Origin of the sequence: Vibrio mediterranei (assembly GCF_900088415.1) — a bacterium.
Lineage (GTDB): Bacteria > Pseudomonadota > Gammaproteobacteria > Enterobacterales > Vibrionaceae > Vibrio > Vibrio mediterranei.
The window spans coordinates 1,082,098-1,107,520 of sequence record NZ_FLLQ01000001.1; the positions used below are offsets into that span (position 1 = coordinate 1,082,098).

At 44.0% G+C, this 25,423-nt stretch carries 20 protein-coding genes; 6 read left to right on the forward strand and 14 right to left on the reverse strand.

All coding sequences use genetic code 11. The features are described from left to right. Window positions 1-12 precede the first annotated feature (12 nt). The gene (locus VME0621_RS04840) at window positions 13-1,365 is read right to left on the reverse strand and encodes an ABC transporter substrate-binding protein (protein WP_006070304.1); all 1,353 of its coding nucleotides are present in this window, start codon (window positions 1,363-1,365) and stop codon (window positions 13-15) included. 327 nt (window positions 1,366-1,692) lie between these two features. Between VME0621_RS04840 and VME0621_RS04845 the strand changes: the two genes are divergently transcribed. Together VME0621_RS04845 and VME0621_RS04850 are read left to right on the forward strand one after the other, a co-directional pair. Then, a complete protein-coding gene (locus VME0621_RS04845) occupies window positions 1,693-2,712 on the forward strand; it encodes a LacI family DNA-binding transcriptional regulator (RefSeq protein WP_006070303.1) in 1,020 nt (339 codons plus the stop codon). 47 nt (window positions 2,713-2,759) lie between these two features. Then, window positions 2,760-4,430, forward strand: coding sequence for a glycoside hydrolase family 13 protein (locus VME0621_RS04850; RefSeq protein ID WP_442478146.1), 1,671 nt, complete (start codon window positions 2,760-2,762; stop codon window positions 4,428-4,430). Between the two features lie 86 nt (window positions 4,431-4,516). Here VME0621_RS04850 and VME0621_RS04855 read toward each other — a convergent pair whose 3' ends face one another. The 6 genes from VME0621_RS04855 to VME0621_RS04880 form a co-directional block, all read right to left on the reverse strand. Further along, entirely contained in the window at window positions 4,517-5,002 is a 486-nt protein-coding gene (locus VME0621_RS04855; protein WP_050798595.1) for an arginine repressor, read from the reverse strand. Between the two features lie 189 nt (window positions 5,003-5,191). After that, the gene (locus VME0621_RS04860; protein WP_006070300.1) at window positions 5,192-6,202 is read right to left on the reverse strand and encodes an ornithine carbamoyltransferase; all 1,011 of its coding nucleotides are present in this window, start codon (window positions 6,200-6,202) and stop codon (window positions 5,192-5,194) included. Between the two features lie 95 nt (window positions 6,203-6,297). Beyond that, window positions 6,298-7,209 carry a carbamate kinase gene (gene arcC, locus VME0621_RS04865; RefSeq protein WP_062456222.1) on the reverse strand — a complete coding sequence of 304 codons (912 nt, stop codon included), beginning with the start codon at window positions 7,207-7,209 and terminating at the stop codon, window positions 6,298-6,300. Window positions 7,210-7,247: 38 nt separating this feature from the next. Continuing rightward, window positions 7,248-8,468: an arginine deiminase gene (gene arcA / locus VME0621_RS04870; RefSeq protein WP_062456569.1), complete on the reverse strand. Its 1,221-nt coding sequence runs from the start codon at window positions 8,466-8,468 to the stop codon at window positions 7,248-7,250. A 597-nt stretch (window positions 8,469-9,065) separates the two neighbouring features. Then, a complete protein-coding gene (locus VME0621_RS04875; RefSeq protein ID WP_062456225.1) occupies window positions 9,066-10,517 on the reverse strand; it encodes a YfcC family protein in 1,452 nt (483 codons plus the stop codon). Window positions 10,518-10,942: 425 nt separating this feature from the next. After that, complete coding sequence (locus VME0621_RS04880) at window positions 10,943-11,719, reverse strand: alpha/beta fold hydrolase (protein ID WP_038227488.1); 777 nt, start codon at window positions 11,717-11,719, stop codon at window positions 10,943-10,945. Between the two features lie 534 nt (window positions 11,720-12,253). On the opposite strand from VME0621_RS04880, the gene VME0621_RS04885 reads away from it, so the two are divergent. After that, entirely contained in the window at window positions 12,254-14,107 is a 1,854-nt protein-coding gene (locus VME0621_RS04885; protein WP_062456228.1) for a heparin lyase I family protein, read from the forward strand. Between the two features lie 59 nt (window positions 14,108-14,166). On the opposite strand, the gene VME0621_RS04890 is transcribed toward VME0621_RS04885, so the two are convergent. From VME0621_RS04890 to VME0621_RS04900, 3 genes are read right to left on the reverse strand one after another with little or no spacing between them, the layout of a single operon-like run. Next, window positions 14,167-14,406, reverse strand: a complete 240-nt coding sequence (locus VME0621_RS04890) for a GNAT family N-acetyltransferase (protein ID WP_038227490.1) — start codon at window positions 14,404-14,406, stop codon at window positions 14,167-14,169. Then, window positions 14,403-14,984 (reverse strand): HD domain-containing protein, encoded by a 582-nt coding sequence (locus tag VME0621_RS04895; RefSeq protein WP_062456572.1) that lies wholly within the window; start codon window positions 14,982-14,984, stop codon window positions 14,403-14,405. The genes VME0621_RS04890 and VME0621_RS04895 overlap by 4 nt, the downstream gene beginning before the upstream one ends. Window positions 14,985-15,027: 43 nt before the next feature. Beyond that, entirely contained in the window at window positions 15,028-15,825 is a 798-nt protein-coding gene (locus VME0621_RS04900; protein WP_062456230.1) for a PhzF family phenazine biosynthesis protein, read from the reverse strand. 133 nt (window positions 15,826-15,958) lie between these two features. Between VME0621_RS04900 and VME0621_RS26070 the strand changes: the two genes are divergently transcribed. Continuing rightward, entirely contained in the window at window positions 15,959-16,117 is a 159-nt protein-coding gene (locus tag VME0621_RS26070; RefSeq protein WP_081875819.1) for a DUF2256 domain-containing protein, read from the forward strand. Between the two features lie 5 nt (window positions 16,118-16,122). Here the strand turns inward: VME0621_RS26070 and VME0621_RS04905 are convergent, their stop codons facing one another. From VME0621_RS04905 to VME0621_RS04915, 3 genes are read right to left on the reverse strand one after another with little or no spacing between them, the layout of a single operon-like run. Next, entirely contained in the window at window positions 16,123-16,839 is a 717-nt protein-coding gene (locus VME0621_RS04905) for an SDR family NAD(P)-dependent oxidoreductase (RefSeq protein ID WP_062456575.1), read from the reverse strand. A 16-nt stretch (window positions 16,840-16,855) separates the two neighbouring features. Next, on the reverse strand, window positions 16,856-18,406 hold the full coding sequence (locus VME0621_RS04910; protein WP_062456233.1) for a cryptochrome/photolyase family protein: 1,551 nt from the start codon (window positions 18,404-18,406) through the stop codon (window positions 16,856-16,858). 11 nt (window positions 18,407-18,417) lie between these two features. Next, window positions 18,418-19,758, reverse strand: coding sequence for a DASH family cryptochrome (locus tag VME0621_RS04915; RefSeq protein ID WP_062456578.1), 1,341 nt, complete (start codon window positions 19,756-19,758; stop codon window positions 18,418-18,420). Between the two features lie 143 nt (window positions 19,759-19,901). Here VME0621_RS04915 and VME0621_RS04920 point away from each other — a divergent pair, with 143 nt between their 5' ends. Together VME0621_RS04920 and VME0621_RS04925 are read left to right on the forward strand one after the other, a co-directional pair. Then, window positions 19,902-21,143 carry an NADH:ubiquinone reductase (Na(+)-transporting) subunit B gene (locus VME0621_RS04920; RefSeq protein ID WP_062456236.1) on the forward strand — a complete coding sequence of 414 codons (1,242 nt, stop codon included), beginning with the start codon at window positions 19,902-19,904 and terminating at the stop codon, window positions 21,141-21,143. 239 nt (window positions 21,144-21,382) lie between these two features. Further along, window positions 21,383-22,405, forward strand: coding sequence for a GGDEF domain-containing protein (locus VME0621_RS04925; RefSeq protein ID WP_038227496.1), 1,023 nt, complete (start codon window positions 21,383-21,385; stop codon window positions 22,403-22,405). Between the two features lie 74 nt (window positions 22,406-22,479). On the opposite strand, the gene VME0621_RS04930 is transcribed toward VME0621_RS04925, so the two are convergent. Then, window positions 22,480-25,374, reverse strand: a complete 2,895-nt coding sequence (locus VME0621_RS04930) for an HD domain-containing phosphohydrolase (protein WP_062456238.1) — start codon at window positions 25,372-25,374, stop codon at window positions 22,480-22,482. Between the last annotated feature and the right edge of the window lie 49 nt (window positions 25,375-25,423).

Here is a 25,423-nt window from a genome sequence, read left to right on the forward strand (position 1 = left end):
TTACTTCCTTGGTTACTTAAGTGCATCCCAAGTTTTTTGGATGTCATCAGCGACCTCTTTCGCAGGTTTGCCGCCACTGTAGTCGACCATACCTGTCCAGAATGCACCGGCACCGATCTTACCTGGCATCAAGTCTGAACCATCGAAACGGAACGTCGTCGCATCCAACAAGATTTCACCTTGTTTCTTCAGAGTGTCGTTGCCATAAGCATTAACGTTGGCACCTTTATGCGGAGTTAGGAAACCCGATTGAGCCATCCAGATTTCATGTGCGATTGGTGACTGTAAGAACTCCATAAATGCGCGTGCTGCTTTAGAGTCTTTAGTAATGCTCCACATAGTACCTGCGCCAAGTACTGGCTTCCCTAAGTCTTTTGATTCATACGCAGGGAAGTAGAAGAAATCAACGTCAGCACCTAGCTCTGTACCTTCTGGGAAGAAGCTTGGAATGAATGACGCCTGACGGTGCATGTAACACTTAGCTGGCGATGTAAACAAACCTTTTGGTGAATCACGGAAGTCCGTTGCAGCTACTGCACGTGCACCGCCGTCGACGAACTTATCGTTACGTACAAACCATCCAAACTCTTCAATAGCACCAACAACTTTCTCATCATTGAACTTGAGTTCGTTTGTAGTCCACTTATCGTAATCAGCTGGCGATTGAGTACGAAGCATCATATCTTCCACCCAGTCCGTTGCAGGCCAGCCCGTTGCACCACCAGAACCTAACCCAACACACCATGGTGTTTCGCCATCTTCAACAATCTGTTCAGTCAGTGCTTTTAGCTCTTCCATTGATTGAGGTACTTCATAACCGGCATCTTCAAAGTTTTCAGGCACATACCATACTAGTGACTTCAAATCAACTTTATAAAAGAAACCATACAGATGGTCTTTACCGTCTTTACCTGCAAATGTGCCTAGGTCAACCCATGAAGAACCAGCGGCGTAGTTGTCGTTAATCCAATCACCCATTTTAGGGTCAAGTGGAGTTAGGAAACCTTTAGAGGCTAAGTCTGCCGCTAAACCAGGCTGCGGGAAAATAGCAATGTTAGGTGCACTACCTGCTTGCACATCAATCGCAATTTGCTGTTCAAATGAGTCAGAGCCTGAATATTTCACATCGGCACCAGTTGCCTCTTCAAAATACGCAATGACACTTTCAACAAGCTCTTTATCTTCTGTTAACCAAGGACCAAAAATGGTGACCGTTTCACCTTTCAGATCCATATTTTTCAGCTCTTCGTAGCTTTGCCAGTTAAAGCGTGCGTCTTCGCCAGGTGCGAATTTTAAATCAGCGGCGAATGCGGAGGATGCAGAAACAGCAAGAGCTACTGCGCTAGCAAGTAGAGAGGTTTTCATCAGTAAGACTCCATGTATTCAGATACTTTGTTTCGTTTTTATAGTCAGTTCTTATGTCCTCGACTTAACTTCTTACTTAATTACTTAATCGGTTAAGCCGTTAATGAATACCATAAAACCTTATTGACAATTCGACCACTTTCTTGCCAAATCTTGTGCCTTTGATCATGTTTTGAAATACCTTGATTACAATTAAGTGACAAGCATCAAACAAATTATAATGGCTATGAAATTTTAATTTCGCATTCCTTCTTAATCGATTTAGACTCAACTGATAAATTTCGCTATTCTAGATTGCAGATAATATAAATATGGACAATGACTGATATGGAACGGAAGAAACCTACATTGAAAACCGTCGCCGCTCACCTAGGTGTATCAACGGCTACCGTATCAAACGCTTTCAACCGTCCAAACCAACTTTCGAAGGCGCTGAGAGAGAACATTCTGCTTGAATGTGAAAAACTCGGTTACACCGGCCCAAGTATCACTGCACGAAGCTTACGCACCGGAAAGACCGGCGTAATCGGAGTTTTGCTCGCAGACAACCTCGCCTATAACTTTACCGACCCAGTAGCTACTCAATTTTTAGCTGGAATATCAAAGACTTTAGACGAGTCTCATGTCAACATGCTGTTGCTGCCATCAAGCAGTGATAACTATCAGAATACGCAGGTTGAAACTATCCCCGATAGTTTCATAGTTTATGGCAAACCTGTGGACTCAAGCATAATCAACCTGATACTACGCCAGCATAAGCCTGTCGTGGCAGTCGATTTCGCCTTGCCTGACATTCCATCCATCAATGTCGACAACCGCAAAGCAAGCTACGACATAGCCATGCATGCCATTCATTCATCCGACGACAATGTGCTTATCTTGGGGCTGCGTCTTGAGCCATCAACATCGTTATCGCTTGCCAACCTCGACAATCTTTATACCAGCGAAGAGTCCGTTTCTCGTTGTCGTTTTGAAGGTTATAAAAAAGCTCTCGAGGAAAACGGCATACCGTTGTCATTCGAAAATGTCTGGCAAATTCACGATCTTGACGAAACAACGTTAAAAACCATGTTGCGTGGCACACTAACGGCCCCTAAGCGCGTGGATGTACTGCTTTGTATGAGCGATAAAATCGCTTTGGCCGCTCTGGAAGTGGCAAGAGAAATCAACATCGATATTCGAATTGTTGGCTTTGACGGAATACCCAAAGCTGCAGAAGCCGGCTTAACGACTATTCAGCAACCTATTGAGAATAAAGGCCGAATCGCTGCAAAGATGGCGCTCGGCCAACTACCCTACGAATCTATCCAACTGGATACGGAGCTTATTATTCGTACCAGCAGTTAGACATTACCTCACTTGCTAAGGAGAATTGATCCATGAGTACGGAACAACTGGAAAAGCGTTGGTGGCATGACGCTGTCGTTTATCAAATCTATCCAAGAAGTTTCAACGACTCTAACGGAGATGGCATTGGTGATATCCCAGGTATTATAGAAAAATTGGATTACATCAAAGCCCTTGGCGCGAACGTCATTTGGCTCAGTCCTGTGTATAAATCTCCGATGGATGACAACGGCTATGATATTTCTGGCTATCGTGAAATTGCACCAGAATTTGGCACCATGTCCGATATGGAAAAGCTGCTATTCGAAGCGGATAAACGCGGTATCAAAATTGTCATGGATCTCGTGGTAAACCACACCTCAGATGAACACCCTTGGTTTATCGAATCCAAAAGCAGTAAGGATAATCCAAAACGCGATTGGTATATTTGGAAAGATCCCAAAGAAGATGGCAGTGAACCCAATAATTGGGAATCTTTCTTCAAGCCTAAAGCGTGGACACTTGATGAAGCGACCGGCCAATACTATCTGCACCTGTTTAGCAATAAACAACCTGACCTAAACTGGGCAAATCCAGAGGTACGAGAAGCGGTCTACGACATGATGCACTTTTGGCTGAAAAAGGGCTTAGGTGGTTTCCGAATGGACGTCATTAATATGATCGGCAAACCGTCAGACTATCCAGATGCAACTATTTTTGACGCAGGAGTAGCAGGTTGGGAGCATTGGTCAAATAACCTACTTGTGCACCAGTATCTGCGTGAAATGCACGATAAAGTTCTGAAGCATTACGATGTACTCACCGTAGGTGAAACTCCCTTCACCACAACACTGGATGGCCGTTACTACTCTCACCCTGATCGCAATGAAATTAGTATGATCTTCCAATTCGAACATGTCAGCATCGACCGCGAAGAACACAATGCAGTGAAAAAAGATTTTGACTTAGTTCAGTACAAAGAAATCATGTCGCGCTGGCAGGAAGACTTATACCAGAAAGGTTGGAATAGTGTGTATTGGAGTAATCACGACCAACCTCGTACGGTATCGCGTTATGGCTCTGACTCTCCTGAATATCGCATCATCAGTGCAAAAATGCTCGGCACGGTTTTACATATGATGAGCGGCACCCCGTATATTTATCAAGGTGAAGAAATCGGCATGACCAATAAGCACTTCAATAACATCGAAGAGTTTAATGACCTCATGGCGCAGTTCCATTACCAGAAAATGATTGAACGTGGCGTTTCCAATGATGATGCCATTGAGTTTTTAAACTACTTCTCTCGTGACCATGCCCGTGTCCCAGTGCAGTGGGATACAAAAGCTCATGCAGGTTTCACTACAGGCACGCCTTGGCTCCCAGTGAATGAAAACTATGTGGAGATCAATGCAGAACAAGCGGTTAACGACGAGGATTCCATTTATCATCATTATCGCCAGCTTATCCAACTGCGCCAAGGTGAAGAATATGGGGATGTTGTGGTTTATGGCAATCATACGTTACTCGACCCACAAGACAGTGAAGTCTACGCATATATTCGCTCGAGCGGCGAAAAATCTTTGCTTATCATTGCTAACTTTACTGATAGTACCTTAGAGAGAACCTACCAATACGGTGTGAAACAAGTCGTACTAAATAACTATTATGATGCACCAAGCTCACTACACGAGCTAGTATTGAAGCCTTATCAAGCCATGATCATTGATATTGAATAACTAAGGCAAATTTAGCAAAAGCAGCGATTAACAACATCGCTGCTTTTTTGTTGGGGTACAACAGTTATCGTGTTGTATCAATATGGCTACAGTGCACCAAGCCTGGCTCTAACGACACGCTCACATCGACTCACTTCAGAAGCCTGTTTCGGGATCACTAGAATCGTATCATTGCCACCAATAGTCGCCAAAATATCAGCGTGCGGGTCAATATCAATCAAGCGAGCAATAAGCTGGGCACTTCCAGGGTGAGTTTTCACGACAACGAGAGACTGATTGTTAGTGATCAGCTCGATCTGTGACGAAATAGAAGAGTCAACACGAACAGGGCTGTTCTCCGACGTTAGACAATACGCCTTTTTACCGCAGGCATTTTGAACTTTGACTACTCCCAGGTTGGTCAATAGACGAGAGACCGTCGATTGACTAATCCCATCATAACCAAGGTCTACCAGTGCTTCGCGGAGCTTATTCTGTGTAGTAAAGCTCTGCTGCTGAAGAAGCTTCTTACATACATCTGTCAGTTTTTGATCGACATCGAGCATGTCGTTACAAGTTGGAGTTTCATACATGTTATCACCTGTAAAATATTGAAACTCATCCATGAGTGGGTTCGTGATCTTGTATTTGTTTCGCTGGTATAACGTAACAATTAATCGTTCTGAAAAATCCCGATCCAATCGCATTGTTACAGCAACTTATTGCTACTTTAGTTAAGATGAGAGGACATTCCTGTTCCTCTCATGCAATATGCTAGCCCTTTAGCTACCTAAGGTCGCGACCATTACCGCTTTAATCGTGTGCATACGGTTTTCCGCTTCATCAAAGACAATAGAATGCTCGGATTCAATCACTTCGTCGGTCACTTCGCAGCCATCAGCTAACATTGGATATTCTGCTGATAAAGACTTACCCACCGTCGTATCTTCGCCATGAAAAGCAGGCAAGCAGTGCATGAATTTCACGTTTGGATTGCCTGTCGCTTTGAGCATTTCCATATTGACCTGATAAGGCAGCATCAACTTGATACGTTCAGCCCAGGCTTCTTTTGCTTCACCCATAGAAACCCAAACGTCTGTATATAGGAAGTCACACCCTTGAACACCTTCACGTACGTCTTCCGTGAGTATAATTTTCGCTCCGGTGTGTTTAGCAATGGATTGACATTCCGCAACAAGTGCTTCTTCAGGCCAGAACTGTTTTGGCGCAACTAAATGGATTTCCATACCCATTTTTGCCGCGCCTACCATTAACGAATTACCCATGTTATTACGAGCATCCCCTAAGTAGGCAAAGCGAATATCTTGCAATGGACGACCTGGAGCATGCTCCATCATGGTCATAAAGTCTGCAAGAATTTGAGTTGGGTGGAATTCGTCTGTTAAGCCGTTCCAAACCGGTACACCTGCATAAGCACCAAGCTCTTCAACGATAGATTGACCATAGCCGCGATACTCAATCCCGTCGTACATACGCCCAAGTACCCGAGCGGTATCTTTCATTGATTCTTTATGGCCGATCTGCGAGCCCGTAGGCCCAAGATAAGAAACTTGTGCTCCTTGATCGAATGCCGCCACCTCAAAAGCGCAACGAGTGCGGGTCGATGTTTTTTCAAAGATGAGCGCGATATTTTTGCCTTTTAAACGAGGTTGTTCGTATCCGTTGTACTTGGCTTTTTTAAGTTCAATGGACAGCTCAAGCAAGTGCTGAATCTCACGAGGAGTAAAATCTAGAAGTTTAAGGAAGTTGCGATTGCGAAGATTGAAAGCCATATTGTGTTCCTTTTCTATCTATGCGTGTCAGTCACGACATCACTCTGCTACTGACACGCTCGTGCTTTAATTTAAATACGTATTCGACGACAAAATTAGTGTTTTGAAATCGTGGTACCTGCGGTCCCTTCAAGAATGCGAAGACCATCTTGTAGCGCGCCGATCCCCACCATTTGCCCACCTTGATTAATAAACTCACACGAGGCATCAATTTTAGGCCCCATTGAACCTTCATCGAACTGGTAACGTGTCAGTTCTGATGGTGTCGTGGCTCTCAACGCATGTTGAGTTGGTTTACCCCAATCTAGGTAAACGGCGTCGGCATCAGTTAATATCAGTAATCGGTCTGCGTGAAGTTGTTTGGCAAGGAAAGCTGCCGACATGTCTTTATCAATCACCGCCTCAACTCCAACCAGCTTGCCATCTTTATGCGTGACCGGAATACCACCCCCACCAGTGCAAATAACAAGGTGCCCCTCATCAATAAGGGAGGTGATAGCTTCGTGCTCAACAATGCCAGTTGGTAATGGACTTGGGACCACACGGCGGAAATAATCACCATCAGGTTTCACAGTCCAATTATATTTCTCAGCCAGTTCACATGCCTCCTGCTTGTCATAAACAGGGCCAATAAACTTGGTAGGATCTTTGAATGCCGGATCGGCTGGATCCACAGTCATTTGTGTCAACATGCAGGTGATATTCTTGCTGGGCATTTGATTCTTGAACTCTTGCATCAACATGTAGCCAATCATGCCCTGTGTCTCGCTACCCAATACATCAAGTGGGTAAGGACTCACTTTCTTATATTCCAGTCCTTGCAATGCCAATAGCCCGACTTGAGGGCCATTTCCGTGCACCAATACGACGTTATATTGCAGGGCAATTTCCGAAATGGTTTTAACCGCGATTTCAATATTGTGGCGTTGTACTTCTGCTTCGAGTGGCTCTCCGCGCTTTAGTAAGGCATTACCACCCAAAGCAACAACGATAGTTTGTTTCTTCATAATCTTTTATCCAATACAGGTAATGAAAAGCGAAGTGACTAAATACCATCACGTTCAATTGGGCAGCTCATACAACGCGCGCCACCGCGACCGCGGCCAAGCTCATCACCAGGGATTGGTAGTACGGTAATGCCGGCTTTATCGTACTTCTCGTTGGTATAGGTATTGCGTTCATAACCAATAACAACACCGGGTTTGACCGTCAGGACATTATTTGCATCATTCCATTGTTCACGTTCAGCTTCGAAGTTGTCGCCTCCAGTAGTGATAAGATTTAACTTATCGATCTGTAACGCTTTTTCGATCGTCGTAATGTACGAACTCTGCTGCGTAGCCGTTACTCGACCGGATTCATCACCAGTAAGACTCCAACATTTCACGTCATCAGGAATAACATTAGGGTAGATGGAGAACGTATCCTCACGCATGTGTGTCATAACCGTATCTAGGTGCATGCATGAGCGATCTTTCGGTAGTTCTAAGGCAATAACCTGCTTGGCTTGATTATTCTTAAATAGGCTCGATGCTAAATGCTCTACGCCTTGTGGCGTAGTACGCTCAGACATTCCGATTAACACAGAGCCTTTACCTATGACCAATACATCTCCACCTTCGATAGTCGAGTGATCGTACGATTGCTGCTCATCACCAAAGTATTTAATGAAGTCTTGCCCAGCAAAGGTCGGATGCCAGCGATATATTGCACGTAAGTGATTTGTTTCCCTTTGACGAGCGACCTTCGCCATCGGGTTGATAGAGACACCACCATAAACCCAGCATGATGTATCACGAGTAAATAAGTGATTTGGCAACGGGTCGATAATGAAATCGTTAGCTTTATATAAAGATTGCAACATTGACGAAGACTCAAGCGGCATTTCACCAAATGACAAGCCCCCAGTAAGTACTTTAGCTAATTCGATATTTGGCATATCACTCAAATAACATCTCACATCGTTGGCAAAGGTATTGCCATAACGAAAATCTGAAACCTGAATATTTAGCAGCCAATCTTTTGCTTCTGAAATAGCGAGAGTTTCAGCAAGCAAATTTGTTAGAAGTAAAACCTCAACACCTTGTGATTCTAGTGTTTTGGCAAAAACATCATGCTCTTCGCCAGCTTTCTCTACCGCTAGTACATCGTCAAACAACAGTTGATGGCAGTTAGAAGGCGTTAAGTGCGTGAGAGCACGTCGCGGACGATGTATTAAGACACGGCGTAACTGACCAACTTCAGAACCAACATATAGTTTATTCATAATCATGTCTCTCTAATATTATAAGAACCAAAATCGTTCTTTATGGAATATATTAATAGCTTCGTTGTGGTGTAATTAATATGTACTAATCATTCAAAATAATATTGGACACCGATCACACAAATATATATGTAAACAAAGGCGTCATAAAAGTGGCTGTTAACAATATTTATTCCTTGATAAATATAATTACCGAGAATTAATCTCGCATATTAAATGAAATAGTATGCATGGATTATTCGTGAAGCAGTCATAGTTACGTTCTTTTAAGAAACTTGATTCGCATTATTAATTCTAATGGATATAATTACTTGGAAGAAATATGCATTGGCTTTTGTTAGTTACCTATTCCTAGCTCACCTCCTCTGTATCCATTAACAATTTTTAGTCTATTTTCGTGATAAATATCACATTCAAGAGACCGTCGGACATAAGCGATAGAACGCTGCTCATATTCAAACAAAAAGGAGAAAAATTGGTATTTCGTCACAAGGGCATAGAAGTGACGACTCTCTTTCGCAGCTAACTCAGAAACTGCAACAAAAAAGCCCACTGCTAATAGCAATGGGCCAGTATAAAGACTAGGCGAAAGAACATTTAACCGACAAGCGTACCAATACTAAGCATTACCACGCAGAATACGGTCAGAATAGCCATTAGTGGAGCCACCCATTTCAGCCATCTCACGTAAGGAACCCGAGCTATGGCAAGACCTCCCATCACGACAGCAGAAGTTGGGGTTATCAAATTCACCAGCCCTGAAGCAGACTGATACGCTGTAATAACCAACTCTCGACCAACACCAGCAAAATCACCTAGAGGAGCCATTATCGGCATCGTCAACACAGCCAATCCCGAGGTCGAAGGCACCAAGAAAGATAATAATATTTCTAGGAAAAACATAACATTAACAAACACAACTGAAGAAAGACCAGTGACAATATGTTCCGCCGAATTCAATATGGTATCAGTGATCATCCCTCGGTCCATCACAACAACGATGCCTCGAGCAATACCAATAATCAAAGCTACTCCGAGTAAGTCTCTCGCCCCTTCAATAAAGCTATTGATGAAAGATTCTTCACTCATTCTAGCGACAAGCCCAACCAAGATAGACGAGGCTAGGAACATCGCAGAGATCTCTGCCATCCACCAGCCAGCAACCGAAACACCATATATCATCACAGCAAATGAACCACCAAAGATCGCTAAAATCACTTTTCTCGTCGTAGTGAAATCGAGTTTTTCCTCTCCTTTATTACCGAGGAAATGAGCCTTGTTCTCCTCTTGTTTATCATAAACAATAGATTTAGACGGGTCGACCTTGACCATTCGAGCATATCTCATGACATAAGCGACACAGATGATCCATCCAATCACTAACATGGCTAGACGCAGTAAAATACCATCAGTAAAAGGAATACCAGATGCATTCGCAGCAATCACCGTAGCAAATGGATTAATTGTGGAACCCAGAACTCCAATCCCAGCTCCTAATAAGATGGTAGCGGCCGCTACAAGTGGGTCAAATCGAGCTGCCATCATTACTGGGACGAGAAGTGTGTAGAATGGTAGAGATTCTTCCGCCATCCCATAGACAGTGCCACCCGCAGCAAACAAGGCCATAAGGATGGGAATCATCAACTCTTCTCTACCCTCTAACTTGTGAGTTACACGCTCAATTCCAGCATCTATCGCTCCGGTCTTAGTCACTAATCCCAAGAAGCCACCGATGACTAATACAAATAACGAGACATCAATTGCACCTGCTTCATAACTATTGTGATCATAGAAGCCATCAATAGGGGCCATTAAGACGTCGATTGGAGTTTGTGGATTACTTTCTACGCTCGAATAAGTTCCGGCCACTGGCACTTCTCTGCCCAGATCTTCATTCATCACTCTCTCATATTGACCCGCAGGAATAATCCAGGTCATGACTGCAACGATAGCAATCAACACAAATAAAATGGTATAGGCTGAGGGAAACTTGAAATTTGCAAAAAAGCCTCCCGACTTTTTCGGCTCGTGAACGACGTGGGTAGTCATAGTATTCTCCTTAGTAGAAGGGCTATCCTGCTACTTTAGCTGTATGTTTTACATTCAATCACCACATTGAAGCCATAAGAATTACTAATCATAATTTCAAAGAAAATATACGCCTTTATTTACTGTTATTCTTGTGCCTTGTTCACACTTATTCCTGCAATAGTTAAATGGCCGCTGAAATAGAATTATTTGTCTGGATTAATAATTAGATATTTTTGAAGAATATTCGCAAACAAAACAATCTCAAATGATAACTACTTTTGAACTTGGATATTTATTCAGATATATAATTATAAATATTTAACGAAATGAATTTTCTATTTTTTGAAGAATGTCACTCAAAATGCTATTAGCTAACGAAGTCACGAGACAAAATGCCGTAGCACTAAAGAACTAACACTATCGTATCGTTCTATAATGCTACGTTATTTCGATTCGAACTTATCGGTCTCAATAAAGTTCAGTACCAATGAGGTTACATAAGGATCACGACGTAGCCTATCGTGTTTGATATCTACTTCAATAAAGTCTCGCATACCATCAAGTTTTGTAGATTCTACCGAGACCAGCCCATCGTTGCTTTTGCTAAACATGCCACTGAAAACCGGGTAGCTTTGCGTACCTGCTATGACACCGAAATCGTAGTTTGGAGTTGGCAAACTGTTTGGGAATGAATTAGGACTGGTTGTTAGCGATTCAGCGGTACCACCCACTAGAGATAGCATCCAAGTGTCCGAAAAGAAATCAGCAACATCACTACCATGGTTGGGAGTACCAACAAACACCACTTTTCCCATCTCCGATGAGTCGACAAAATCAGGGTGCTGTGCCAAATACGAGCGGATAACTAATCCACCTAATGAATGCCCAACAAAGTGAATTTTCGACTGATTAGTGACAAGGTTTTTTGAGTGATTAAACTCGTCAATACATCGAGAGAGCTCCTTGGCACTCTCGGCAAGCGTATTTTCAATAGGCTGGCGAAGCGTTGGGTAATCCACGACACAGACTTGATAGCCTTGTTTGGCAATACCTTTTGACATATTCTGCATCGACCAAGCGCTTCTCGCTAAGCCGTGCACTACAACAACTTGATCTAAGTGGTGTGCATTTAGTTCACTATCGACGGTTTCTATCTCCGGCTTACTGCAACCCACTAGAGCAAGAGCAGTCAATATTGTCATACTGACTTTCCACTTCATTCTACGCCTCCTAACCTCGATACCCACCCCAGAATATCAAAGTGGTTTAACCACTTCTACACTATCTCTGTAAGACTTTCATTCCAAATCTAAGTAAATTTACGAAAAATCAAAAACCACTTTACCGCTGAGTTTTTAATCGGTTCTTCAATGCACTGGAGTGTGAAAGCTAACAATTTGAAACTTATGCGCTCATTGCTAACCGATCGCAAAGAAATCTTATTATATTCACCGTTTTTATGTGTCAATCACTAACAAATTTACTGTCGTATTAACCCTTAGTACCACATAGATATAGTGGCTAACGGACTTATTGGTGATATTTTAAGCCTTAATCGCTATTTTTCTATCTAATGCGTTTAAATAGCCTTTCTTTCCTAAAATGCATTCACCACATCAATATAAAACCTGTTTGATATGCATTCCAAACTTTCTAAGGTGTTGAAGAGTGCACTCATTTAATTCCAATTTGATCCGCCTACTAGATGTTGCGACCTGAGCTCGTAACAGGCGTAAATAACTAAGGAATATATTATGAGAACAAGATTAAATTACCCTGCAATGATTCTCCCCGCATTGATGTTTGGGATGTTGCTGAATACCTCACTGACCTTCGCCAATGTCGATTCTGATGGCGACGGTATCCCCGACCTTGAAGATATATATCCTTGGGACGACACCAAGTCTGCCTTACCTATTCACCGATTACCTTCCATTGTGGAAGCGGAAGATTATGACCTTGGTGGACAAGGCATCGCCTACTTCGACAAAGAACCAGAGAACCGTGGGGGAAAGCAATACCGTAACGATGGTGTGGATTTATCTACTCACACTGATGGGCAGGTACACGTTGGCTGGTTTGCGCGCGACGAATGGATGAACTACACCGTGCAAGTCGAAGAGGATGCCTACTACGAATTCTCTGCTTGGTTAGGTTCTTCTGCCGACAAAACCAAACATGTAGAACTGCGTAAGGGCACAGAAGTGTTGTTCCGGATTCCATTCCTTTCCTCCACCCAGATTACTCGCGAATTTGAGCAAACCTCACCTCACACCATTTGGTTAACTAAAGGGGAACATACGTTTACGCTCGCAGCAGTAGAAGGTTCAATCCGTATTGATCGCTTGCAGTTTGACTTATCGCCCCTTTCCAAAGACTCTGATAATGACGGTGTCGTCAATGCCGAAGATGCCTTTCCCTATGACCCTACCGAGTCTGTCGACACGGACAGCGATGGCATTGGAAATAACAAGGACACCGACGATGATGGAGATGGTGTTGCCGATATAGACGATGATTATCCACTTGACTCAGAAAGGTGGAAAAATGAGGTCACCATTATCTCCCCAGATAGCTGCAATGGTTTAGAGAACCAAGCACTACTATGCAATGTGTTAGCAAACGACCTAGACCCTGAAGGTGATGAACTAACCATCGTCATTTCATCTGAACCAAACTATGGAACAGTTACCGTTGTCGAAGGACAAATACTATATCAGCCAAATGCTGACTTTGTCGGCTTAGATGGCTTCTTCTACCATGTAGAAGACGGATTTAACCAATCGCAACCAGCTTGGGTCGACATTCAAATCGACCGAACCACGACAATCGAAAATCCAGCCACCATATACACTGCTGGTTGGGAAAACGGTCTGGCAGACTCCGGCTTACCTGGGGAACTCACCCCTTCTTTTTCTAGTAGTTACGACTCACTCACCAAAATACCCGCCAGCTATCACTATTACGAGGTAGCTCAAGTAGATTGGGCTCGCACAGGTAATCATGTGATGAAGTTTTACGGCGAGCCGCCAGCTTATCGAAGCGAAACAGCCTTTATGGATGGCCGCTATCAGTATGCACCGGGAGATGCCTTCTATTTTAGTGCCAGTATTCGCCCCGATGCATCTTGGCAGACCATCACTAAATACTCCATTATCTTGGCGCAGTGGAAGTCATTCAGCTCTGGTCCTCACGCCGCAGTGCGTCTAAGCAATGATGGGCTTTTCAAACTCAGCTTCCACGCACCTAACTATCCGGTGATCGATTTAGGCCTTGCCCCACAAGACCAATGGACTGATATTCGTATCTACTTTAAAAAGTCTTTGGCCGACGATGGACGAGTAAAAGTCTGGGTCAATGGTGAGCTGAAGCTCGACCGGAAAGGTAAAAACATGCTGATTAGCAATAATGGCTACACCAAGATCGGAATGTATACAGAAATTCGCAATCCTAGGACAATCTATTTCGACAACGTTTCTGTCTCTAAAGCCATTAATAGAGAGTTGGATGCTTGGGGACGCTCCCCCGTGGATGGTATCTATAATGACAGTGACGATGACGGTAAAAGTAATGGCTTAGACCCGTATCCATTTGACCCAGAACGTTAGCTTTCGTCACTCTTGCAGCGACGGTGTGAAAACCGTCGCTAAGCTAACCCAAGGCACGGTTATCTATTCAAGAATCTAGCCACATACCAACAGTCGGCTTCAATCTGATAGCCTTGCTCTCCAGCCCACGCAAGACCGTGATCGACTAACTGTTTTGCCGCGCCCTTTCCACGCAGTGATTCTGGTACAAAGGTGTGGGTAAAATTAACCGTATTACCCGAAAGCTTGTAATCCAATACCGAGTCTTGCCCGTTCGAAGAGAGTACAAATCTCTGTCTATCTTGTTGATGTTCAATCATGATATTTCGTGCCCTAATTGCGCTAGATATTGTTTCATAAACGCCACTCTACTGATTGCTTCCTGTTTACCCGCTTCGGTTTTCATTGTGTCTGCAATGGAAAATAGCTTGATGTAAAAATGGTCAATGGTGAACTTGGCATCGTCAGCAGAACGCTCAACGCAAAAAGGGTCATCAGTACTATACAAAGTTCGACCCAGACTGCTCGCAACCTGAATACAACGCGTAACACCTATAGCACCTAAGGCATCTAATCTGTCAGCATCTTGTACTACTCTAGCTTCAATAGAATCAGTTGCGATATTGGCGGAAAAACTGTGCGCGACAATCGCATGGTGGATGGCATCAATATGCAGCTCTGGGTAACCTATCGATCTCAAAAACTGACACGCTTTGTGCGCCGCGATAGTTGAACTGCTCGCACGTTCTGGATGATCCTTAGGATAAGTAAAGCAATCATGCAAATAGGCCGCTGGAATAACCACATCCAAATTAGCGTTTTCTGTCACTGATAAGCGTTTAGCACAATTAACGACCCGTAATACATGGTTAAGATCATGCGCCGCATCAGTGATCATTTCCGCTTGAATAAAGTCCAGAAACTGAGGAATCCATTTCTCATTAAACACGAATAGTACCTTTGATAAGCGTAATCGCTTGACCACTAAGCTCAATACGGTCTTGTTTCAACATCATACCAACGTAGCCTCCGCGCTCAGAATCTTGGTAACCGATCAGCGAACACTTGTTGAGCTTATCGGCCCAATAAGGAGCCAATGCGCAATAGGCAGACCCCGTAACAGGATCCTCATTAACTCCAACCCAAGGAGCAAAATAGCGAGCAATGAAATCCACATCACTCCGCTCAGACTTGGCCGTTACCGCCATGGCTCGACCTTCACATTGGATAAGAGCGTGGAAATTTGGAGTAAGATGATGCAAGCGTTCTTCACTTTTTAGCACCAGTAAATCTTTACCACCTTCGAATTCACCCCAGTACTCGACATCCTCTTCTTTCAAGCCCAGAGCTTCCAGTTTCGCGAGTGACTTTTCAGCCTCATTGGCAGGGTAAAGTGGAAAGTCTAAAGAAATACGTTCACCAGCTTTCTCTGCATGAAGCTCACCCGATAGAGTATGAAAACTGCACTTTCCATCTTTTTCTAGCAGCCCTATCTCATCTAGCACATTAACAGTAGCCAGTGTTCCATGACCACAAAGCGCTACTTCCACTTGTGGTGTAAACCAACGCAATCTGTTATCGGATAGTGATAGAAAAGCGGTTTCTGAGATCGCCATTTCCTTGGCAATAGACAGCATTAATGAGGCGGGTAACGGTTCTTGAGTAATACACACACCAGCAGGATTCCCCTTAAAGGGCTCGCTGGTAAATGCATTTACTTGATAGATATCTAACTGCATGACAACTCCTTATGGACCGTTACTACTTTAAAGGATAGATAAAATAATCGCGAGCGGAGTTTAAATTGTTATGGGTGATGATCTCGCCTGTTATCAATTCGTAGATAACAAAAAGAGTCAAAAAGTAGCTAATATGCACCGAAAAGCCCACCTACCGAGTAAGATCTGCATTGGTTGTGATAAGCCTTTCACTTGGCGCAAAAAGTGGCAACACTGTTGGGAACAAGTTCGATATTGCTCAAAGCGATGCTCAAGTAAAGCGCGCGGAGCTAAGAAATCGTCTGAATGTTAACAACGTCACCACGTAATATCACTGCCATCGTAAGCAATGAAGCGCCCGTTGTCTTCTGGACTAAGATTTTTCAAAACGTGGAACAGTAAATTTGCGGTTTCATCCGGCGCGAATAGCTGTTTTTCTGGCACATTTGCTTGAAAAGGCAAAGAAAGTGCTGTGTCCGTGGTCCCTGGATGTAAAGCTATCGTGCAAGAACGTTTCATTAAACGCCCCCATTCAATGCTTATGTTCTTCACCGCCATATTCAACGCGGCTTTTGAGCAGCGATAGCTGTACCAGCCACCTAACTCATTGTCGTCAATACTTCCCACTCTTGCTGAGATGGTGGCAAAGCGGGGAGCATCCGAGCGTCTGAGAAAAGGTAAAACGTGCTTTGCTAACAGCAAAGTAGGCAGGGTATTAACTTGAATACTGGTCATAAAGTTGTTTGAGGTAACTGCCTTTAAAGTCTTTTCAGGAGTGAGCTCATTTATCGACAAGACACCAACACAATTGATGACCCAATCTAGATGGTCAACCTCAGCATCGAGTGACGTCGTTAACGAGCTATAATCATCTTCTTCGGTGACATCTAAAGCATACCAGCACAATCGCGCATGCTGCACTCTAGGCTGAGCACGGCGATAAGTAGCAAAGACATTGGCATTGGTATGAGTCAGAATCTGCTGGCATAACGCACTCCCTATCCCTCCGGAAGCACCAACGATCAAAACATTCAATGGCTGCATCTCTACCTCACAGGCGCTCTATTCGAGCTAAGTTTGCTTCGGCCGTTGTAAGATGTTCATCTTGAACATCGGGCGCCAACCGGTCCCAAGTTCGATAAATCATCGCCGTACGAGGGTTCTTACTCAACCAATCACGATGCTTATGCATAAACCGCCAATAGAAGCCGTTAAAAGGACAGGCTTGTTGGCCTGAACGCTCTTTGACGTTATAAAAACACCCACTACAATAATCACTCATTTTGTTAATATAGCCACCACTTGAACCATAAGGTTTGGTCGCAATAAGTCCTCCATCTGCGTACAAAGCCATACCTCGAGTATTGGGCATTTCTACCCACTCAATCGCATCAACATAAATGCCAAGGTACCATTGTTCTACTTGGTCTGGGTCCAACTCTGTGAGCAACGCGAAATTACCAGTCACCATTAAACGCTGAATATGATGAGCGTAAGCGAAATCAAGAGACTGAGTGATGGCTCGCTTCATACAACTCATCTTTGTCTCGCCGTTCCAAAAATATTGAGGTAGCGCCCTAGAAGCTTTTAGCACATTGGTCGTCGAGTAGTCTGGCATATTGCTCCAATACATGCCTCGAATATACTCACGCCAACCGAGTATCTGTCGGACAAAGCCTTCAATCTGCGCAAGTGTGATCTTTCCTTCAGAGTGAGCATATTGCTCAATGGCTGCATATAGTACTTCTAGAGGGGATAGCATCTTACAGTTGAGCGAGAAAGAAAGGCGGCTATGGTACAGGCTCCACTGACTCTCATGCTGTTCCGTCATGGCATCTTGAAAACGGCCAAAATTAGGCAAACAGACTTGGCAAAAGTGTGCCAGTAGAGTGAGAGATTGAGAGCGATTGATAGGCCAAATGAGTTGTTCTTCAATTCGTCCTATCGAGTTTAGGTTGTGACGCTCTATCCGAGACACCGTCTCCTTCGTCGGTGATGCAAACAATAACGGTGTGGGTAGCGCTTTTATGTCAGATTTTTTCAGTTTGTTGCGGTTATTGGCATCATAACTCCACTTACCACCAAGCGGTTTAGTTTCACTTTCCATCAACACGCCATGTTTCTTGCGCATTTTGCGGTAAAAGTGGTCCATGACTAATGCTTTACCTCCCACGAAATAGGTTTCTAATTCTGAAAAAGGCAGTAAAAAGTGTTCAGACTCCACCAAAGTGGCTGAAAATTGTGGGTGAGAAAAGTGAGACAGTTGGTCAAGTAGACGATATTCATCTGGCCTTTGATATTCAAATCTAACGATGTTGTATTGCTCACCAACTGAGGCAATCAGCTCCGATAAAGAGTCAAAAGCGCAAGTGTCATCTAGAGTGAGATAGTGAACGTGATGCCCTTGCTGCATTAGGCTTTGCGCAAAGCTTTCCATTGATAGGAAGAACGCCACTTGCTTTTGAATGTGATGCGTCACGTATTCAGATTCTTGCTTTAGTTCGGCGATTAGATAGAGCACATCATTGTCCTGTTGAGAGAACCACGAATGTTGGCTATCCAACTGGTCACCTAAGACGAGCCTCAGCGTTTTGTATCCCATTTTCATTCCTATCAGTCCTGAATTGGCCAATCCGCCATATCCACCGCGTTCAAACGAGAATTTGGCTGGTCACCTTTCCACTTACGGATGAAAACATTTTCAGGATCATAGAGTTGGGTCTGTTTATCTAGATCAAACTTTCTATTTCCCCTCGGGTCAGCACCTACTCCAGCCAAATATTGCCAGTTTCCCCAATTCGACCCGACATCATAATCAATAAGCATGTGCTGGAAATAACACGCACCATAGCGCCAATCGAGTGATAGCTCGTGCACCAAACAGCTCGCGACCAGCTGCCTCCCCCGATTAGACATGTAACCCGTTTCGCGGAGTTGGTTCATGCAAGCATTCACAATGGGAAACGGCGTGTTGCCTTCGACCCACTGACGTAATCTTGAGGCATAAAAAGTGGTCAGGGGACGATTGTTTTGTATCCCACCAAATGCAAACAGCTTGGCGCCATGTTTGTGGCTGTACCAATGAAAGTACTCGCGCCAGAGTAGTTCAAACAGAATCCAGTAAGTGGACTCGTTACTACCATGCTTTTGCTCGAAACGGTGTAGTTGATTCACCACTGCTCTGGGCGACACATTGCCGTTGGCTAACCAGAGAGAAAATTTGGTCGAGCTGCTCCAGTTATCGAGTTCGTTGCGTGTGGATTTGTAACTAAGCGCCGCCTGAGTAGCAAAGTAGTCTCGCACATGCCCTAAGCCCGCCAGTTCACCTCCACGAACGCTGCTATGAAGCTTCAAAGAAGAAGGTTCGCACCCATAGCTGGCAGGGAGGCCATCTCGATTATTCATTGGAGGTGGTAGCTGGGTCGTAGTTTGAGATGGGGACGGCACTACAATGCCTTCCATTTTATTCTTAAAACGAGTGAAAGAATGTGGCAAGTCTTCTAAGTCAAAAGGCAGTAACGTTTGGTGAAACAAGGACTCGGTATCATCACGATGCAAAACGATATCGGTGCGCTTGAAGAGCGCTTTAGTAACCACATAGTCAATGTACCAGCTTGCACTGTTCGCTACATACAGGTCAGTAATCGAATAATAGTCGAACATCTGTTCTAGCTGGCTCACGGCCTCATCGAGGCTGGTGACTGAAACTTGATGTAGTACTTGCCCTAGTTGCATCAGAGATTGGTTCAGCTCACCCAGCGCCTGCATCTTGAACTCTCGCTTCGCTGAATCGTCTATCTCTACCGGCAGAAAGCGTCTGTCATACATGGTTTTCAGCTCATCAAAGCACACGCAATGCAGTCTGTCGACGTGCTCACTGGCTTTTTGCAACAACCGATTATCATGCAACCGGAGATCATGGTTGAACCAATAAATTCCTCTTCTTTTTGACATACCATTTCCCAACGTCATCTTTTCCCAGTCATCTGATACGCAGTAACACCCTTGATAGCTTAGAAGAGAGTTGGTCATTCTGTGATTCCATCACGTAGAAACTTTGTTGAAGCTATAAACAACACCTCAAGGAGGGCTTTGGGATGTCATTGAAAAAAAACCTCGATAAACTCGCTCCTCATTTTGAAGCTGGAGGCAAATACCAAACTTTTTATCCACTTTATGAGGCAGTCGCCACGTTGTTTTACACGCCTGGGCACGTCACTCGAGGACAGACACATCTGCGGGATAGTATTGACCTCAAACGCATCATGATAATGGTTTGGATCGCTGTATTCCCCGCTATGTTCTGGGGGATGTTTAATATTGGCAACCAGACTGTCGCAGCGCTATCGGTCACCTATTCCCCAGAAGAAATCAATCAAATAATCGCCGAAAGCTGGCGCCTATCATTGGCATTTGGCTCTGCCAATGATCTGATTGCGGCGGGCTGGGCAAGTAAAATGTTGTTTGGCGCTAGCTACTTCTTACCGGTCTACCTCACCGTATTTATTGTGGGCGGTTTTTGGGAAGTCCTGTTTGCTATCGTCCGCAAGCACGAAGTTAACGAAGGTTTCTTTGTCAGCTCAATCTTGTTTGCTCTCATCCTCCCGCCAACTATCCCGCTGTGGCAAGCAGCGTTAGGGATTACCTTTGGTATTGTGGTTGCAAAGGAGGTTTTTGGTGGAACAGGGCGCAATTTCCTCAATCCGGCTCTTGCTGGACGGGCATTTCTTTACTTCGCCTACCCTGCTCAAATGTCTGGAGGAGCCGTGTGGGTCGCCGCCGATGGCTACTCAGGCGCTACACCGCTAAGCCAATGGTATGAAGGTGGAGAGAGTGCCCTATATAGTACCCTAACCGGACAGCCACTGACGTGGTGGGATGCGTTCTTTGGCAATTTGCCCGGTTCTATGGGAGAAGTATCAACATTACTGATTATGTTGGCGGGTATATTCTTGATAGCAATCGGAATCGCCTCTTGGCGAATTGTGGCGGGAGTCTTAATTGGCCTCACCGTAACCGCCACTTTACTGAATGCTATTGGTTCGGATTCCAACCCTATGTTTTCGATGCCTGTTTATTGGCATTTCGTCATTGGTGGTGTCGCTTTTGGTACCTTTTTTATGGCGACCGACCCAGTGTCCGCGGCGTTTACTGATACAGGGAAATGGGCTTATGGTTTACTGATAGGAGTTATGACTATTGGTATCAGAGTGCTCAACCCAGCCTATCCGGAAGGTATTATGCTCGCCATATTATTTGCTAATTTATTCGCACCGCTATTCGACCACTTCGTGAAAGAGGCCGTAGTTAGACGGCGAGCGAGACGCATCAGTAATTAGGCGCTATCAATTTATACAGCCGATAAATAATGGCGTTAATTTTAATGCATTTTATAAATAGCGCCATTATTGAACCAAAATCACGTTAATATTTGAGTCCGTTTTCAAAAACTGAACTTTCTAAAGTGACAAACTACTGAACTCGTTGGATAATTATAAATAATCGGACCAGGAGAGTCTGACTTCGAATTAAGTGCAAGCCTCGCCAATCAGAATGAGCCAAGGACAATAGTTAGATCATGAAAAAGAACGATTTTCAGAAATCGGCGGCTAATTTAAAAAAAGCAGTACCATTGATGGTAAAACACCACGTTCCCGCGACGCCTGCCAATTATGCACTTTGGTACACTTATGTGGATCAGACTATTCCAGAACTGAACGCTGAAGTTGACTCTATTCTCAAAGATTTCGACGTTTTACCGCCAGCAAACACCAATCTACTTTATCGCGACCATATTGCTGGCAAAGCCGAAGTCAATTTGCAAGATCTCAAGCACAATATGGAAGCCCTCGTTACTGAAGTTTCAAGTTCAATGACGGACGCCATCGCCGATACATCACAGTTCTCCAAAGTGCTTGAGCAAAGTTTTGACGGATTAAGCACGCAAATAGAATCGCAGCGCGATCCGACACTTGATGAAGTAATGCCTTTGATTCAACAGTTGGTTGACGAAGCAAACGACATTCGCCATTCAACCGACTTCATTCATAACCAGTTAAAAAACGCCAGTGATGAGATAGCACGCCTAAAATCTCAGTTGGCTAAGGTTCAATGCAATGCGTTATTCGATAGTTTGACGTCATTATATAACCGCGGAGCGTTTGACGCCGACCTCAACATGTTCTGTGATGCTAAGCAGCCAATGAGCCTCATCTTTTTGGATATTGACCACTTCAAGAAATTCAATGACGAATTTGGGCACCTATTTGGTGATACGATCTTAAAAGGCATTTCACAACGTCTAAAACAAGCTTGTCGAGGTGGGATAACTGCCTACCGTTTTGGTGGAGAGGAATTCGCATTGATCATTCCTAATAAGTCCTTAAGAGTGGCAAGACAAATGGCAGATGCACTACGTCTAGCCATCGAAAAAATGACGATTAAAGATCGAAAAAATGGTTCAAAGGTCGGCAATATTACCGCTTCCTTTGGTGTCGCTGAATTTACAGCGGGTGATACCTACATCTCACTGGTCGATCGTGCAGATAAGATGCTCTATGATGCCAAACGAGCAGGCCGCAACCGAGTTATGCCTTTTTAACAACTCAATAAAAGCCATAGTCGTAAATTAAAATAACAAGGGCAGATAATTCACTCTCTGCCCTTGTTACTACTTCACGATAAATACTGCTCTATATCTACTTCATCAATCTGTTCTGGGTTTAAGAACTCCATGGCAAATGTTTGATAAACCCCAGACGTCAAGAATAGCTTAAATAACTCTGCATCCAGGTGTTGGTCTTTGACCATAAAAGACATGATCTTAATCGACTCTGATAACGTTTTAGGTTCTTTATAAGGTCTATCCGCACTGGTCAACGCTTCAAAGACATCGGCTAACGCCATCACTCTGGCAGTAAGAGGCATTTCATCGGATTTGAGCCCCATCGGGTATCCAGTTCCATCCACTTTTTCATGATGACCGCCAGCTATAGCAGGAACATTACGCATTCCTTTCGGGAACGGCAGGCTCTCCAACATTTTGATGGTTTCAACGATATGGTTGTTAATCACATAACGCTCCTCATCGTTTAACGTGCCTTTGCGAATGGATAAGTTATACAACTCTCCCAAATTATTCTGATACATCGGTTTTTTAAGCGTAAATCGAGTCGAAGGCTCTGTTTCAACTGCCCATGGGATGGTGTGATAGGGTTGATCAGCCAACACCGACTCACTTTCACCAAGTTTTGTTTCAGCTTGCTCATAACGTCGACGCTCTTCCCACGACAAGCCTTGACCTTCATCAATAGTTTTAGTCCATTGCCTCTGAGCTATAGAATGAAGACGTGTCACCGCATCGTCCGTCATAAATTCACCGCCTACATTCGTAGCAGCAATAAAGGCAAAATCGTCATCAATGTGCTTCCATGTAGCATCAAGCTCTTGTTGTAATTCCAACGATAATGGTTCACCTAGGGCCTGCTGTAATATCAAGATATGTGCATCACGTTTAAGCACCTCGAATCGTGTTCTTATTTCGTGAATACGGTTATAGATTGTCTCTAGCTTCACTGCTTTATCAACCACATGCTCTGGCGTCGTCACCTTGCCACAGTCATGTAGCCAAGCTGCAAGTTGCAACTCTTGCCACTCTTCAGATGACAGCTTAAAGTCTTTAAATGGTTCGGCTTCAGACTGCTCGGCGGCTTTGGTCAACATTTCTGTTAGTACTGGAACACGTTGACAGTGATTGCCTGTGTATGGAGATTTCGTATCAATCGCTCCCGCCATGACCTCAATAAACGAGTTAAGCAACGCTTTTTGATTAGCAAGAATTTGCTGAGACTCAATGGCAACAGAAGCGTATTCGCTTAACGATTCAATAAATGGCAAACGTGTGGTCGACAACGTATCAAGCTGTTCATTTTCAATAATCAAACCGAAACCACCTAATACCTGACCGCCTCTGTCTAACAACGGTAGAAACAAGAATACGTCATGGGCTCCTATTTGCGGAATAGCATGCTTGATTTCCTGATATTCGACCGCTAACGCTTTTGGGCGGGTGCCATTTAAAGATTCGAATGAATACGCGACATCTGGATTCTTTGCATCAAGTGGTGACAGTTCAGAGAGATCAAACTTATCGTCCGTTTTTGAGACCACACTGTGCGGAATCAACACGTTGTCATCATCACTTAGATACAACAAAGCACGCTTCGCACTGGTCGCATCTAATGCTCCGTTAGCCACTAAGTCCAACAAAGGTTTCAACTCGTCTTGCCTTGCAATCGCGTTGGTCAATAGCAAGAACCTAGACAACGTCTGCTGCATACCAAACAGGGCTTGAGATAAGTCATGAATCTCTTTGATATGTGACTTTTGCGGTGTCTTTTTAGAAAAGTCAAAACTCTCAATTTTCTGTGCCCGTAATGTTGCCCTTCGAATCGGTGCAGAAACGCGCTGTGCTGCAATATACACAAAAGGGAGAGCAACCAATAAGACGATCACAGAGGTCAGAATCGATCGCTTGACGATAACTTGAGACTTATCCAACAACTCTGTGGATTTCACCACCATCATCAAATACAAGTCATGACCCGAGTTGTTAACCGACTTGGTGACTTTACCTATCCATTTTTCACCGTCGACATAAAACTCATGTACGGTATCTACCGTATTGCCAAATAATAGAACGGCTTCGTGAACAACTGGGTTATCAATATCTTCAATAAGAATAGTGGTACTATCCAAAGCGTCTTCTTGAATGATTACTTGCCTCGGGTTGCTGTAGGCGTACAAACGCCCACTTTCATCGTAGAGCACCCGAAAAGAAGATTTGCGACTGATGGTTTCGGCAAGCACTTGGGAAATTTGACCCAAGGTGATGTCTGCCGCGACCACCGCTCCACTCTCGGAGCGCCTCGATACCGTGACACCAATTTTACCCAACTTTTGAAAATAGTAGGGGGCCGACATGGCTACAGAGTCGCGATTGGCTATATCAAACCACTCTCGGTCTCTTAAGTCGGTCTGATATCCATCTTGCGAGGTAAAATTGACTAATTCGTGCGCTTCATTGTATTCGTATCTGTGCAAGAGTTGCTGATCAGCATAGTAACTAAACACCACGTAATGTGCCTCAGGAGAAACCTCAAAGCCTTTTTGGATCTTACGGTCAAATACTCGATAAACACTAAAATGGTCACCATTAGGTAGTGTTAAGGTATAGGAAAAAATAGAAGGGCTAGCGGATAATAAATAACTGATTTCGGGGACGTAATTTAGACGTTCTTCATGTGTTGAAAAACGACTCAACTGCCCTTTGGAAAACGCAGTGACGGTCGAAAATGCAGGACTATAATGGTGAAGCAAATTGGCTCTCGCTTCACCAGAGATTCGGTCAAATAGATGGTCATTAGCGTCAACCAATACTTTATTTAAGCTTGAATACGTAAGCCATAACTGCACACCGCATACCAACATCACAATGATGATAAACAAACTCGATATGTGGATGTGCAGTGGGTAACGGAACCAGCTTTTGCCCGCACTTTTGAAATCCATTTCACGTACCTAAAACTAATTAACTGATAATTAATAATAGGTTACGCCA